The following is a 13,725-nucleotide window of genomic DNA, read 5'->3' on the forward strand; positions in this document are numbered from 1 at the left end:
TCGGCCCATTCGAAGGTCATGACCGGCCGCCAGGACGACTTCAGCCATCTCGACAGCGCAGGCCGTGCGACGGCCGATATCGCACGCAACCCGCGTTTGACGGTGAACCTCGTTGTCGGCGCCGGCATCCTGCTTGCCTGGCTGTCCCTGGCCGCAATGGCGGTCCGCGCCGCGGAGGGACGCGCCGCGGGTATCGGCGCGCCCGGCGACGCCTTGTTGAAAACCCTGCCGCAGCTGCCGTTGCCCGATTCCGTGCCCGGTTCTTCGCCCTCTGCCTCTCGGCCGCGCCCCTGGACGGAGATATCGGCCCGCGCGCCGGTGCGCTGACGGCAATGTGGTTCCTGATGGCGACCGCGACGATGCTGCCCTCGGCGGCACCGATGATCCGAACCTATTGCGAGATCGCCGATACGGCCAGGATCAGGCATGAGCCGGTCGTCCATCCGCTGGTGCTGGTCGCCGGCTATCTCTCGACATGGCTGGCCGCGTCGGCTGGGTTTGCGGCGCTGACGCTCGCCATCGATGCGCTCGCCTCGTCAGGCCAGATGTTCGATCCGGTTCTGGGCATTGCCGGCGCTGTCGCCTTGCTGGTCGCCGGCCTCTACCAGTTCAGTGGTCTGAAGGAGGCCTGCCTGAAGAAATGCAGGAACCCCTTCGCGATCCTGTTTTCCAACTGGAGCGCGCGGCCTGCAGCCATTTTCCGGCTCGGCGTCGCGCAAGGCATCTGGTGCCTTGGCTGTTGCTGGGCACTGATGCTGGTGATGTTCGCCGTGGGCGTGATGAACGTCTTCTGGATGGCGCTGATCGGCCTGTTCACCCTGATCGAAAAACAAGCCGCGGGCAGGCTTCCAACCCGGCTGGCCGGTGCGATACTGCTTGTCTGGGCAGCCGCGCTGCTAGTAGTCTCGCTATGAGTGGGGGAAACTCGATGACGGATCCGAGCTGGGCAATGAAGGGGGAGCTCGTACTCTCCTGCAATTGCACGGTTTTTTGCCCTTGCGTGCTGTCGCTGGGCAGCCATCCTCCGACCGAAGGCTATTGCCAGACCTGGGCGGGTTTCCGTATCGATGCCGGTCATTTCGGAGAGGTCGACCTGTCAGGGCTTAATCTCGGGCTGATCATGGAAATCCCCGGCTATATGAGCCGCGGCAACTGGACCGCCGGCCTGTTCATCGACGTCAGAGCCTCGATCTACGCGGTCAAGGCGTTGACGAAGATTTTCACCGGCAAGGCGGGCGGGACGACGTCGCTGCTTTCGATCCTCGTCGGCAAATTCCTCGGTGTCGAACAAGTGCCGATTACCTATGAGACACGCGACAAGACGCGTATCTTCCAGATACCGAAGATCATCGATGGGGCGGTCACGCCAATTGTCGGCAAGGACCGCGACAAGGACACGGTGATCAGCAATTCGGAATATTGGATCGCGCCGGAGATCATCGTGGCCAAGTCCGACAAGAGCAAGATGCGAGCCTTTGGTCGCAACTGGAATTTCGGCGGCCGTTCAGCCGAAATCTGCAAGCTGGACTGGCAGGGCCCGTGAGCAAGAACACAACGGCCAGGAAAGCCGCCAAGAAAATCGCCGACCGGATTCCGCGGCCGAAGAAGAAAGTCACCTGGCCGCAGGCGCGCGCCTTTTCGGTGCATCTCCTGACCGCCTCCGGTTCGTTCCTGGCCTTCCTGTCGCTGGTGGCGGCGAGCGAGGAGCGCTGGACGGCCATGTTCTGGTGGCTGGGGCTGGCGCTGTTCGTCGACGGCATAGACGGGCCGATCGCGCGCAAGCTCGAGGTCAAGGAGATCCTGCCAACATGGTCGGGAGAGCTCCTCGACAACATCATCGACTATGTCACCTATGTGCTGATCCCGGCCTTCGCGCTCTATCAGCGCGGCTTCATGGGCGAGGGCCTGTCGTTCCTGTCGGCGGCCATCATCGTGGTGTCCAGCGCGATCTACTATGCAGACACCGGCATGAAGACGAAGGAGAATTTCTTCAAGGGATTCCCCGTTGTCTGGAACATGGTGGTGTTCACGCTCTTCGTCATCGAGCCGGGACAATGGGTCTCGTTCGCGGTGGTCGTGGTGGCGGGCATCCTGACATTCGTTCCGATCAACTTCATCCATCCGGTTAGGGTGGTGCGGCTGCGGCGCATCAATCTCGCAATGACTCTTTTGTGGTGCGCTTTCGGCGCGCTTGCGCTTGCGCAAGCGGCACTCGCCGCCTTCTATGACCAGATCGGCGTGCTGGGCGCGCAGGTCAGCACCTTCATAAAGATTGGCATTACCGTTACCGGGCTCTATCTCGCCTGTATCGGCGGCATCATGCAGTTCTTTCCAAATCTCGGTGCCAAAAAAGCCTGATCGGCAAATTTCTCAAGGAAGCCCACCATGCCCAAAGCAGTCCGCATCCACGCCCATGGCGGTCCGGAAGTCCTGACCTATGAGGACACCGATCCCGGCCAACCGGGATCAGGGCAGATCCTGGTCAGGCACACGGCAATCGGCCTCAATTTCATCGACGTCTATCATCGCTCCGGTCTCTATCCGCCGCCCGGCGGGTTTCCGCTTATTCCCGGCAGCGAGGCCGCCGGTTTGGTCCTGACTGTGGGCGAGGGCGTTGACTGGCTGAAGCCCGGCGACCGGATCGCCTATGCCGTCACCACAGGCGCCTATGCGCAGGAGCGCGTCATCGATGCCAGCAAGGTCGTCAAGGTGCCGGACGGCATCAGCGACGAGCAGGCGGCAGCAATGATGCTGAAAGGCATGACCGCCGAATATCTCTTGCGCCGGACTTTCAAGGTCAAGGCAGGCGACACCATCCTGTTCCATGCGGCAGCCGGCGGCGTCGGGCTCATTCTCGGCCAATGGGCGAAGCATCTGGGCGCGACCGTCATCGGCACGGCAAGTTCGAGCGACAAGATCGAACTCGCAAAGGCACACGGCTTCGACCATGTCATCAACTACAAGGAACAGGATTTCGTTGCCGGCGTCGCGGCCATCACCGGCGGCAAAAAATGCGACGTCGTCTACGACTCCGTCGGCAACGACACATTCCCGGCCTCGCTCGACTGCCTGAAGCCGCTCGGCATGTTCGTCAGCTTCGGCCAGTCGTCGGGACCGATCCCGCCATTCTCGATGTCGCTGCTGGCGCAGAAAGGATCCTTGTTCGCCACAAGGCCGACGTTGTTCGTCTACAATGCAAAACGCGAGGATCTGGACGCCTCGGCCGCGGCCTTGTTCGAGGTCGTGCTCAGCGGCGCCGTCGAGATCAAGATCAACCAGCGTTATGCACTCAAGGATGCGGGCAAGGCGCACGCGGATCTTGAAGGGCGCCGCACGACAGGCACGACCATACTGGTTCCCTGACGGAAACTGCCCTGGTTTTCAGCTCTCTGCCGCAGGTGCCGGCAAGGTTTGCACGAAAAGCCGGCCCGCCGCGTGGTTGCGCGAAGAAGACTGATCTTTGCCCTTGAGTTTCCGCTGAAATTCTTGAAGCTCTTTCAAGTCGAGTGCTGCTTTCGCATGGGAGCTGGCCGCGCATACGATGCTTGCGGGAACACAGAACATATCCGGGAACCCGGATGGGAGGCACTGTGAGTGCAAATCATAACGGAGCGAATCTGCTTGAGGTTCGCGGCCTTACCAAGATTTTCGGCACGCTGACGGCGTGCGATCATGTCGACCTCGACATCGCCAAGGGTGAGATCCACGCGCTGCTCGGCGAGAACGGCGCCGGCAAGTCGACGCTGGTCAAGATGCTGTTCGGCTCGCTGGAACCCAATTCCGGCGAGATCTTCTGGAATGGCCAGGCCGTCCGAATTACCAGCCCGGGCGTCGCGAAAAAGCTCGGCATCGGCATGGTATTCCAGCACTTCTCGCTGTTCGAGGCACTGACGGCGGCCGAGAACATCGCGCTTTCCCTGGATGACGGTTCGCCGATCAGCAGCATCGCGGCCAAGGCGAGGGCGCTTTCCTACAGCTATGGCCTGCCGCTCGATCCGGAATCGCTGGTCGGCGACCTGTCGGTGGGCGAGCGCCAGCGCATCGAGATCATCCGCTGCCTGCTGCAGACGCCGCAGCTCATCATCCTCGACGAGCCGACTTCGGTGCTGACGCCGCAGGAGGCCGACAAGCTGTTCGAGACGCTCGAACGTCTGCGCTCGGAAGGCAAATCGATCCTGTACATCTCGCACCGGCTGGAGGAGGTCAAACGCATCTGCGACCGCGCCACCGTGCTGCGGCACGGCAAGGTGGTCGGCCACTGCAATCCGCGCGAGGAGACCGCCGCGTCCTTGGCCCGCATGATGGTCGGCAACGAAGTGCAGGCCGTGGTGCGCGCGCCGGTCGCGGGCATCGAAACGGCACAGTCCCTGCTCGAAATCCGCGGCCTCAGCCGCAAGCCGGCGACGCCGTTTTCGATCCCGCTCAAGAATATCAATCTCACCGTCCGCGCCGGCGAGGTGATCGGCATCGCCGGTGTCGCGGGCAACGGCCAGGGCGAGTTCTTCGAATCCGTTTCCGGTGAAGTCCTGCAGCCGGATGCCGCCTCGGTGCGCATTCGCGGCAAGGATGCGGGCAGCCTCAGCATCACCGGGCGCCGGCTGCTGGGTGCAGCCTTCGTGCCGGAGGAGCGCCTCGGCCATGGTGCCGCCCCGCGCATGCGGCTTTCGGAAAACCTGCTCCTGTCGCGCCATGCCACCGACGGCAAGACCTTCGTCGGGACGGGCGGAATGGTCAAGAGCGGCACCGTCTACGCCGCCGCCCAGCGCATCATCGAGGCGATGGACGTGCGCAAGAGCGCGCCCGATCCGGAGGCGGCAGCGCTGTCCGGCGGCAATCTGCAGAAATTCATCGTCGGCCGTGAACTCGACCGCAGGCCTGACGTCATGGTGGTCAACCAGCCGACCTGGGGTGTCGATGCAGGCGCAGCCGCCCATATCCGCCAGGCACTCATCGAACTGTCCCGCAGCGGATCGGCGGTGTTGGTCATCAGCCAGGATCTCGACGAGCTGTTCGAGATATCGGATGCGATCGCGGTGATGCACAATGGCGAACTGTCCAGGCCGCTGGCGATCGCCGAGGCGACCTTCGAAAAAATCGGCCTGCTGATGGGCGGCGCCGAACCAGGCCACGCCGAACACACGCTGGAGACGGCATGATGCGCCTCGAACTCGTCAAACGGCCGCAGCGCTCGGCGCTGTTTTCCATGCTGTCGCCATTCATCGCCTTCGCGCTGACGATCATCGCGGGCGGCATCATGTTCGCGCTGCTCGGGGTCAACCCGTTCAGCGCGTTCAACATCTATTTCATCGAGCCGGTCAGCCAGGTCTGGCAGTTGCACGAGCTGGCGATCAAGGCGGCGCCGCTGATCCTGATCGCGGTCGGCCTGTCGGTCTGCTACAAGGCCAACATCTGGAACATCGGCGCCGAAGGCCAGTTCATCTTCGGCGCCATCTTCGGCTCGGCCGTTCCGGTGCTGTTTCCTGGGTTCGAGGGCCCATTGGTGCTGCCGCTGATGCTTCTGCTGGGCATGGTCGGCGGTTCCGCCTACGCGGCTATCCCCGCATTTCTGAAAACCCGCTTCAGCACCAACGAGATCCTGACCAGCCTGATGCTGGTTTACGTCGCACAGCTCTTCCTCGACTGGCTGGTGCGCGGACCCTGGCGCGACCCGCAGGGCCATGGCTTCCCGCAGACCATCCAATTCGGCGATTCCGCCATCCTGCCGGAACTGATGCCGGATGCCGGCCGCGCCAATTGGGGCTTCGTGTTCGCGCTGGTCGCGGCGGTGCTGGTGTGGCTGATGATGAGCCGCATGCTCAAGGGTTTCGAGGTTCGCGTGCTCGGCTCCAGCCCGAGGGCAGGGCGCTTCGCCGGCTTCGGCCTCAACCGCATGGTCTTCTTCGCCTTCCTGTTGTCGGGCGCCCTGGCCGGGCTTGCCGGGATATCGGAAGTTTCCGGCGCCATCGGGCAACTTCAGCCCGTCATTTCGCCCGGCTACGGCTTCACCGCCATCATCGTGGCGTTCCTTGGCCGGCTCAATCCGCTCGGCATCGTCGCGGCGGGCCTGGTGCTGGCCCTGACCTATCTCGGCGGCGAGGCGGTGCAAAGCGCGCTCGGCATCTCCGACAAGGTGGCGCGCGTGTTCCAGGGCATGCTGCTGTTCTTCGTGCTCGGCTGCGACACGCTCATCCATTACCGCATCCGGTTGATCGGTCTGGCGCTGACCAAATCGGAGAGTGCCGCGAAGCTCGAGGCCGCGCCAAAGTTGAAGGAAGCCCGCTGATGGACATCACCGTCAACATCCTCCTGACCATCGCCACGGCGGCGACGCCGCTGCTCATTGCGGCGATCGGGGAACTGGTGGTCGAACGCTCCGGCGTGCTCAACCTTGGCGTCGAAGGCATGATGATCATGGGCGCCGTCGGCGGTTTCGGCGCAGGCTATCTGACCGGCTCGCCCTGGATCGGGCTCTTGGCGGCCATCGCCATGGGCGCGCTGTTCTCGCTGCTGTTTGCCGTCATGACGCTGTCGCTGGCCACCAACCAGGTGGCGACCGGCCTGTCGCTGACACTGCTCGGCCTCGGCCTCTCCGGCATGATGGGAACCAGTTTCGTCGGCCAGCCCGGCGTCAGGTTGCCCAATCTCGATATTCCCGGGCTCAGCTCCATCCCGGTGGTGGGCAGACTGCTGTTCGGCCAGGATCCGTTGTTCTACATCTCGATCGCGCTGACGGCGGCGGTGATGTGGTTCCTGTTCCGGACGCGCACCGGGCTGACGCTGCGCTCGATCGGCGACAGCCACGCCTCGGCGCATGCGCTCGGCATCAGGGTCATCCGCTACCGCTATCTCTCGGTGATCTTCGGCGGCGCCTGCGCCGGTCTTGCCGGCGGCCATCTCTCGCTGGTCTACACCCCGCAATGGGTCGAGAACATGAGCGCGGGCCGCGGCTGGATCGCGCTTGCGTTGGTGGTGTTCGCGTCCTGGCGGCCGTGGCGGGTGCTGGCGGGCGCCTATATCTTCGGCGCGGTGTGGATCGGCCAGCTTCATGCACAGGCTTTTGGCATTCCGGTGCCTTCGCAACTGCTTTCTTCGTTGCCCTATCTGGCGACGGTCGTGGTTCTCGTTCTAATCTCGCGCAACAAGCGTCTGACGATGATGAACACACCGGCTTCCTTGGGGCAGCCATTCGTTCCGGATCGTTGACAACAATAACAAGACGGGAAGCTCCAAGGCTTAACTCAGAGAGGTAACACGATGAAAAAACTGCTTATTGCCCTGATGACGACGACAGCGGCATTTTCGCTGGTCGCGTCCGCGGAGGCCGCCGACAAGCTGAAGGCATGCTGGGTCTATACCGGCCCTATCGGCGACTTCGGCTATTCCTACCAGCACGACCAGGGCCGCCTCGAAGTCGAAAAGGCGCTCGGCGACAAGGTCGAGACCGCCTATCTTGAAAACGTCTCCGAAGGCCCCGATGCCGACCGTGCTTTCGAGCGGCTGGCGCGCGAAGGCTGCAAGATCATCTTCGGCACGTCCTTCGGCTTCATGGACGCCGAAGTGAAGGTCGCCAAGAAGTTCCCCAAGGTGATGTTCGAGCACGCCACCGGCTACAAGACGGCGGACAATCTCGGCATCTACAATGCGCGCTTCTATGAAGGCCGCTATGTGCTCGGTCAGATCGCGGCCAAGGAATCGAAGTCCGGCGTCGCCGGCTACATCGTCTCCTTCCCGATCCCGGAAGTGGTGATGGGCATCAACTCCTTCATGCTCGGCGCGCAGTCGATCAATCCGAATTTCAAGGCCAAGATCGTCTGGGTGAATTCCTGGTTCGATCCGGGCAAGGAAGCCGATGCGGCCAAGGCCCTGTTCGACCAGGGAGCCGATATCATCGTCCAGCACACGGATTCGACCGCGGCCCTGCAGGTGGCCGAGGAGCGCAAGCTGCACGGCTTCGGCCAGTCCTCCGACATGATCAAGTTCGCGCCGAACGCGCAGTTGACCTCGCTGACCGACGAATGGGGACCTTATTACATCAGCCGGGTTCAGGCAGCGATCGACGGCACCTGGAAGCCCGACAATGTCTGGCTCGGCATCAAGGACGGCGCGGTGAAGCTCGCGCCTTACACCAATATGCCCGACGACGTGAAGGCAATGGCCGAGGCGACCGAAAAGAAAATTGCCGGCGGCTGGAATCCCTTCACCGGACCGATCGCCAAGCAGGACGGCTCGCCATGGCTGAAGGACGGCGAGGTCGCCGATGACGGCACGCTGCTCGGCATGAATTTCTACGTCAAGGGCGTCGACGACAAGCTGCCGCAATAAGCTCTACGTACGTTCGTCAGGGAAGGGCGCCGCGCGGCGCCCTTTCTCATTCGGCGGCTTGCGCGGCCACCGAGACATGGCGAAACCGCACCAGGCCGGCGTCCACCACGAGACTGAGCCGGATCCTGAGCCAACGCTGCACCGGCCGCTCGAAATAGCGCCAGATCGCCCACGACACCAAAACCATGAGCGCCACGCAGGTCCACGCTGCAACCCATTTGCCGGCCAGCGGCGTCAAGGCGTTGATGAAGAGGTAGCCGGCATTCTGGTGAATGAGATAAAGCGGGTAAGTCAGCCCGCCGAGAGCCAGCGTGAACGCCGACGGCCTGATCCGGTGGCGCAGCAGGACAGCGCCGATCAGCGCCGCGTGCATCACCACGTTGGCGGCCACGAGATGGGCGGACGAGACCGCAATGCCGTAGTGCCCGATCATCCACTGTTGCGTGACAGACAGCGTATAGCTGGAGAGCACGAAGGCGGCGGCCAGCAGCAGCAAGGCCGGCACTGAGCGACCATGCGCGTGGAGATGATGGACCAGCATGCCGGCGGCGAAGAACGGCCCGAACTCGGTGAGAAACAGAAGCCGCGCCGCGCCGCTGCCGAGCAAGAGTTCATTGACCGCCGAGATCGCCAGCCAGCCGAGGATCAGCCCCAATTTCCATCGCTGGAAAACGCCGGCAATCAGGGCCAGCGTCACCCAGCCGTAGAAAACCACTTCAAGCACGACCGACCAGTAGACGCCGTCCATGAAAGGTTGGCCGACGGCCGGCGCGAACATTGTGAGATTGGCGAGATACTGGCTGAAGGAGGCTGGGAGCAGCGGCGTGCCGGAAAAGGCGATAACCGCGAAGCTTATCGTCATGCAGAGCAGAAAGCCCGGATATAGACGCGCGAAACGCGCGACGGCGAATTCTTCCCAGCCGCCGCCTTCCGCCGACCATGCGATGACGAAACCGCTGATCAGAAAGAAAAGATTGACGCCGAGATAGCCGTACAGAGCGAGTGGAGCGGCATGAGGATAGCCCGTCGTGAGAAAGCCGTCGGCAGCCGCGCCGCGGAAGAAATAGTGAAACAGCACAACGGCCAGCGCCGCCGCCAGCCTCAACAGGTCGAGCGTCGCGATATAATCCTGGCGGACAGGTCTGGGGTCCATCCTGAGTCCCTGCGTTTACGGTCCGGAAACCATAAGGCAGACGGCGGCCGCACAGGGTAAATGGCCGGAACTATCGCGAAATGTGGTAAATCGCAGCCCTCAGACGGCCGAACCGTAGAGATCATAGGCGTCGGCGCGATCGACCTTGACGGTGACGATGTCGCCGGCGCGCAGCGGGCGTCGCGACTGGATGTGGACGGAACCATCGATCTCCGGCGCATCGTATTTGGTGCGGCCCTTGGCCGACGTGCCATGTGCTTCGTCGATCAGCACCGGCAGGCGCTTGCCGACCTTCTTGGCCAATTGCGTCGCCGAGATCTTCTGCTGGCGCTGCATGAAGCGGTGCCAGCGCGCCTCCTTGATTTCCTGCGGCACCTGCTCAAGGCCGAGTTCGTTGGAGCGCGCGCCCCGTACAGGTTCATATTTGAAGCATCCGGCGCGATCGATCTTCGCTTCATCCAGCCAGTCGAGCAGCATCTCGAAATCCTCGTCGGTCTCGCCGGGAAAGCCGACGATGAAGGTCGAGCGGATGGCGAGGTCGGGACACACATCGCGCCAGCCGCGAATGCGCTCAAGCGTCTTTTCGCCATGTGCCGGCCGGCGCATGTTCTTCAACACCTGCGGCGACGCATGCTGGAAGGGGATGTCGAGGTAGGGAAGGATTTTTCCCTCGGCCATCAGCGGGATGACGTCGGCCACGTGCGGGTAGGGGTAGACATAGTGCATGCGCACCCAGATGCCGAGCTTGCCCAATTCCTCGGACAGGTCGAGGAACTTCGCCCGCACTTCACGATCACCGAACATGCTGGCCTGGTATTTGATGTCGATGCCGTAGGCACTGGTGTCCTGCGAGATGACGAGGAGTTCCTTAACGCCGGCCTTGGCCAGTTTCTCGGCTTCACGCAGCACATCGGCCGCCGGCCGCGAGACAAGGTCGCCGCGCAGCGCCGGGATGATGCAGAAGGTGCAGCGATTGTTGCAGCCTTCCGAAATCTTGAGATAGGCATAGTGGCGCGGCGTGAGCTTGACGCCTTGAGGCGGCAGCAGATCGATATAGGGATCATGGCTCGGCGGCGCAGCCTCGTGCACGGCCGCCATGACGCTCTCATAGGCCTGCGGACCGGTGATGGCGAGAACGTTGGGATGCTTCTCGCGAATGACATCGGGCTCGGCGCCCAGGCAGCCGGTGACGATGACCCTGCCGTTCTCCGAAAGCGCCGAACCAATGGCGTTGAGCGATTCATCACGGGCGGAATCGAGGAAGCCGCAGGTGTTGACCACGACGAGATCGGCACCGTCATGCTTGCGGGCGATCTCATAACCCTCGGCGCGCAGGCGCGTGATGATGCGTTCGGAATCCACCAGGGCTTTGGGGCATCCGAGACTGACGAAGCTGACGCGCGGGGCGGACATGGGCAAGGTTCCAATGGACATGAACCGGAAACGCTGATCCGGCTCGAAGTCTCGACATATAACGGTTTGCACGGCTCTGGCAGGAGCTCAAGTCGGGCGGCGCAATAGCACGGCTTGCCCCATCAGGCAAACAGGCAAGCTCTCCGACATCGGCGATCTCGTTGTGCGGATCGAAGCGAAGAAGCCGAAAGCCGTTGGTTCGCGGCTCTTAAAGCGAATTGTCGGGTAATGGCAGCCAGTCAACGCGACTTTCAGCGCTATGATTAGGACTCACTAATATGCTATAGGCAGAATGGTGAGGGGCTAGTCCCATGAGACAGTTGCTAGGACACATTGCATTGGCGTGGCTTGTGCTGCCCGGCGATGCGGACGCACACGGTTGGTATACGGGCAAGACCGATCCCGTTCTTCACTATGACTGCTGCGGAAACAAGGATTGCCGCCCCATCGATTCCAACGATGTCAGGATGACCAAAGACGGCTATTTTGTCAGGCTGCACCCTACCTACTTGAATGAGCCACAAGAAGCAGAGTGGTTTATCCCGAGAGAACGTGTCCAGGCTGCGCCCGATGATCGATACCACATCTGCGAGCGTCTAATGACGTTTTATCGAACGATCATTCCCCATATGAAGTTTGATCCTTACCAGCGATATAGGTGGACATGCTTCTTCGCGCCGATGGGCACCGGTTCAATTCCAATTAGAATGAACCACTATGCTGCAATTTCAAACTGACCAACATCGGCGGGCGCAAGGGCTCCAGCTCAGTGGCCGCTCGACCCGAACCACGGCGCCAGGAAAGCGAATTGGTCGGGAAACTGCTGCACGGCGCCGTCGAGAAGCATCTTCACGGCGACGTAAAGGATGATCAGCAGGCCGATATAGGCGATCCAGCGGTATTTGTGCAGCAGGCGCGCGACGAAGGACGCGGCGAAGCCCATCAGCGCAATCGACAGAGCGAGGCCGATGATCAGCACCGTCGGATGGTTCATGGCCGCACCCGCGACGGCCAGGACATTGTCGAGCGACATCGAGACGTCGGCAATGACGATCTGCCACGCGGCCTGCGAGAAGGTCTTGCGCGGCGACTTGCCGGCGATGGTCCCATCCTTGTCGAAATCGCCATTCGACAGCGCTTCGGTCGCGTCGCGCTCCTGCTCGTGGCTGACACCCAGCTCCCGCCACATCTTCCAGCATACCCAAAGCAGCAGCAGGCCGCCGGCGATGAGGAGCATGGGGCCAATTGTCAGCAGCCATTGCGTGATCAGGGCGAAGAAAATGCGAAGGACGGTGGCCGCGATGATGCCGACCAGAATGGCCCGTTTGCGCTGACTGGCCGGCAAGCCGGCCGCCGCAAGGCCGATGACGATGGCGTTGTCCCCAGCCAGCGCAAGATCGATCGCGATTACCTGAAAAAGGGCCGATAAGCCTGCGGCAGTAAATATTTCCATCGACCTGGAAGCCCTTGCCTGTTCGCCGAGTGTTCGTTGTCGATCGCCCAGCCCGCCCTAAAGGCATGGTTCCTTGCCGTCAAGACATCGCTTCGGGCAACGCCGCAAAACCGCTTTCGTTGCAGCGGCGCCATTGAGGGGATTCGACAATCACGGCCGAGCGAGTCGAAACGGCAGTGAAAAACCTAATCGTAGAGATTGTATTTTGCCCAGTCGGTCTCTGGAATCTCGTCGCCGATGCGGTAGCGGAGCTGTAAAACCTCCATATGGTCCGGCGCCGTCTCGCACTTGAATTTCAGCCGGTACCATTGCCCCTTGCTGCGGAAGGCGGCTCCTGGGCTCTTAATGGCGTCGTCGCTCATGACCGGCGTGGCAAAGGCGTAAGCGACCACCCGATCCGCCTTGTACTTGCGGTCGTCATGGGTGATCCGGTCGAGGACTTCAGCATCACAGCGCTGTTCGAGGCGGGTTTGCGGGTCGAGTTTCAGGAGGCCTGCGCGCAAGGCGCTGTCCATGGCGTTGGCCGGAAAAGCCAGGGTCAAGAACGCCATGACCGTCGTGCAGAGTGTCTTCATGGGCGGGACAAGCAGCATATTTTGTCTGAAAAATCAACCAAAGGGCCGGGCGTTGTCCCGCGCTCAGGCACTCGGCGCGTTCAAAATCCCGTGTCGGGATTCATCGTGCGATGGCTGCGGCCAACGCATCAGCGAGGCACGGCCGGCGTCGGTCAGATCGTAGACGCCGCGGTCGACGCGCGCGAACCAGCCATAGACATTATGCAGCAGGATTTTCGGCGCAAGCGGCGTCAGCGCCTTGAGATCGCGCGGGCGCTTGGGCCCGTCGGCCAATGCCGCGGCGCAGGCGAGGGCGCTTTGGCGGTATGCTGTCATGATGGGATTGCGCGATCCCCCGCCCGCGACAGGATCGCCGCGGCGCCGACGATGTTCGTCGACCAGCCGCGAGCGGCGCCGTGGGTTCTTGCGCGGCGTGACGGTGACCGGGCTCAGAAGCACCTCGACCCGGTCGCTCGCCGTTACGCCGAGCAGGCCGAAGCCAAGCCGGCGGCAAAGATTGCGGAACCGGGCGTCGCTCTCGCGTCCCTTGCCCCTGGCCGACATGCGCGCGGCCAGCCACACCTCGTCGCAGGCGGTCGCGCGGTCGACGCCTTGCAGCACCAGTTCGAGATTGAACGCCAGCTTCAACTCGCAAATGACGACGACGGGCGGCTCCCCCTCACGCAGCGCGACAATGTCGCAGCCGCCGATCTCGCCCTTCACGGCAAAATCCAGGCTTTCGAGAAACCGCTTCACCGGCGCGTAGAGTGAGGTTTCGTTCATAGGCCCAAGGCTTAGCCGATTCGGCACGAAAAGCCTCGGGAGCAGGT

The 13,725-nt window shown here is 62.4% G+C and carries 13 protein-coding genes and 1 pseudogene; 9 read left to right on the plus strand and 5 right to left on the minus strand.

The features are described 5' to 3' along the window. The first annotated feature begins 18 nt into the window (after positions 1-18). From LB541_RS13780 to LB541_RS13815, 8 genes and pseudogenes are all read left to right on the plus strand, one after another. Positions 19-914 (plus strand): annotated as a pseudogene (locus LB541_RS13780) (DUF2182 domain-containing protein). A 14-nt stretch (positions 915-928) separates the two neighbouring features. Continuing rightward, entirely contained in the window at positions 929-1,543 is a 615-nt protein-coding gene (locus tag LB541_RS13785; RefSeq protein ID WP_140498606.1) for a DUF1326 domain-containing protein, read from the plus strand. Next, positions 1,540-2,358, plus strand: a complete 819-nt coding sequence (pcsA, locus tag LB541_RS13790; protein WP_140498605.1) for a phosphatidylcholine synthase — start codon at positions 1,540-1,542, stop codon at positions 2,356-2,358. Before LB541_RS13785 ends, pcsA begins: the two co-directional genes overlap by 4 nt. Before the next feature lie 27 nt (positions 2,359-2,385). After that, complete coding sequence (locus tag LB541_RS13795; RefSeq protein ID WP_140557210.1) at positions 2,386-3,363, plus strand: quinone oxidoreductase family protein; 978 nt, start codon at positions 2,386-2,388, stop codon at positions 3,361-3,363. Between the two features lie 215 nt (positions 3,364-3,578). Beyond that, positions 3,579-5,156 (plus strand): ABC transporter ATP-binding protein, encoded by a 1,578-nt coding sequence (locus LB541_RS13800; protein WP_181165345.1) that lies wholly within the window; start codon positions 3,579-3,581, stop codon positions 5,154-5,156. Beyond that, positions 5,153-6,283, plus strand: coding sequence for an ABC transporter permease (locus LB541_RS13805; protein WP_224618654.1), 1,131 nt, complete (start codon positions 5,153-5,155; stop codon positions 6,281-6,283). Before LB541_RS13800 ends, LB541_RS13805 begins: the two co-directional genes overlap by 4 nt. Continuing rightward, positions 6,283-7,203 carry an ABC transporter permease gene (locus LB541_RS13810; RefSeq protein WP_140498601.1) on the plus strand — a complete coding sequence of 307 codons (921 nt, stop codon included), beginning with the start codon at positions 6,283-6,285 and terminating at the stop codon, positions 7,201-7,203. The genes LB541_RS13805 and LB541_RS13810 overlap by 1 nt, the downstream gene beginning before the upstream one ends. 51 nt (positions 7,204-7,254) lie before the next feature. Next, the gene (locus LB541_RS13815; protein ID WP_140498600.1) at positions 7,255-8,322 is read left to right on the plus strand and encodes a BMP family ABC transporter substrate-binding protein; all 1,068 of its coding nucleotides are present in this window, start codon (positions 7,255-7,257) and stop codon (positions 8,320-8,322) included. 46 nt (positions 8,323-8,368) lie between these two features. Here LB541_RS13815 and LB541_RS13820 read toward each other — a convergent pair whose 3' ends face one another. After that, on the minus strand, positions 8,369-9,475 hold the full coding sequence (locus tag LB541_RS13820; RefSeq protein WP_224618655.1) for an acyltransferase family protein: 1,107 nt from the start codon (positions 9,473-9,475) through the stop codon (positions 8,369-8,371). Positions 9,476-9,574: 99 nt separating this feature from the next. Continuing rightward, complete coding sequence (gene rimO / locus LB541_RS13825; protein WP_140498598.1) at positions 9,575-10,888, minus strand: 30S ribosomal protein S12 methylthiotransferase RimO; 1,314 nt, start codon at positions 10,886-10,888, stop codon at positions 9,575-9,577. 311 nt (positions 10,889-11,199) lie between these two features. On the opposite strand from rimO, the gene LB541_RS13830 reads away from it, so the two are divergent. Beyond that, positions 11,200-11,625 carry a hypothetical protein gene (locus LB541_RS13830; RefSeq protein ID WP_140561200.1) on the plus strand — a complete coding sequence of 142 codons (426 nt, stop codon included), beginning with the start codon at positions 11,200-11,202 and terminating at the stop codon, positions 11,623-11,625. A 29-nt stretch (positions 11,626-11,654) separates the two neighbouring features. Here LB541_RS13830 and LB541_RS13835 read toward each other — a convergent pair whose 3' ends face one another. The 3 genes from LB541_RS13835 to LB541_RS13845 all read right to left on the minus strand — a co-directional run bounded on the left by LB541_RS13835 (position 11,655) and on the right by LB541_RS13845 (position 13,678). Continuing rightward, entirely contained in the window at positions 11,655-12,341 is a 687-nt protein-coding gene (locus tag LB541_RS13835) for a TerC family protein (protein WP_140498596.1), read from the minus strand. Positions 12,342-12,526: 185 nt separating this feature from the next. Then, positions 12,527-12,934 (minus strand): DUF930 domain-containing protein, encoded by a 408-nt coding sequence (locus LB541_RS13840; RefSeq protein ID WP_140498595.1) that lies wholly within the window; start codon positions 12,932-12,934, stop codon positions 12,527-12,529. A gap of 45 nt (positions 12,935-12,979) precedes the next feature. Next, positions 12,980-13,678, minus strand: coding sequence for a DUF2161 domain-containing phosphodiesterase (locus LB541_RS13845; protein WP_140625142.1), 699 nt, complete (start codon positions 13,676-13,678; stop codon positions 12,980-12,982). Positions 13,679-13,725 lie beyond the last annotated feature (47 nt).

Source organism: Mesorhizobium sp. BR1-1-15 (assembly GCF_020165475.1).
Lineage (GTDB): Bacteria > Pseudomonadota > Alphaproteobacteria > Rhizobiales > Rhizobiaceae > Mesorhizobium.

What these genes read in the sequence shown, in the direction of transcription:
- rimO (WP_140498598.1), bottom strand. Translation starts at nt 10,888, where the DNA reads ATGTCCGCCCCGCGCGTCAGCTTCGTCAGTCTCGGATGCCCCAAAGCC.
- LB541_RS13810 (WP_140498601.1), top strand. Translation starts at nt 6,283, where the DNA reads ATGGACATCACCGTCAACATCCTCCTGACCATCGCCACGGCGGCGACG.
- LB541_RS13830 (WP_140561200.1), top strand. Translation starts at nt 11,200, where the DNA reads ATGAGACAGTTGCTAGGACACATTGCATTGGCGTGGCTTGTGCTGCCC.
- LB541_RS13795 (WP_140557210.1), top strand. Translation starts at nt 2,386, where the DNA reads ATGCCCAAAGCAGTCCGCATCCACGCCCATGGCGGTCCGGAAGTCCTG.
- LB541_RS13785 (WP_140498606.1), top strand. Translation starts at nt 929, where the DNA reads ATGACGGATCCGAGCTGGGCAATGAAGGGGGAGCTCGTACTCTCCTGC.
- LB541_RS13840 (WP_140498595.1), bottom strand. Translation starts at nt 12,934, where the DNA reads ATGCTGCTTGTCCCGCCCATGAAGACACTCTGCACGACGGTCATGGCG.
- LB541_RS13820 (WP_224618655.1), bottom strand. Translation starts at nt 9,475, where the DNA reads ATGGACCCCAGACCTGTCCGCCAGGATTATATCGCGACGCTCGACCTG.
- LB541_RS13845 (WP_140625142.1), bottom strand. Translation starts at nt 13,678, where the DNA reads ATGAACGAAACCTCACTCTACGCGCCGGTGAAGCGGTTTCTCGAAAGC.
- LB541_RS13835 (WP_140498596.1), bottom strand. Translation starts at nt 12,341, where the DNA reads ATGGAAATATTTACTGCCGCAGGCTTATCGGCCCTTTTTCAGGTAATC.
- LB541_RS13805 (WP_224618654.1), top strand. Translation starts at nt 5,153, where the DNA reads ATGATGCGCCTCGAACTCGTCAAACGGCCGCAGCGCTCGGCGCTGTTT.
- LB541_RS13815 (WP_140498600.1), top strand. Translation starts at nt 7,255, where the DNA reads ATGAAAAAACTGCTTATTGCCCTGATGACGACGACAGCGGCATTTTCG.
- LB541_RS13800 (WP_181165345.1), top strand. Translation starts at nt 3,579, where the DNA reads ATGGGAGGCACTGTGAGTGCAAATCATAACGGAGCGAATCTGCTTGAG.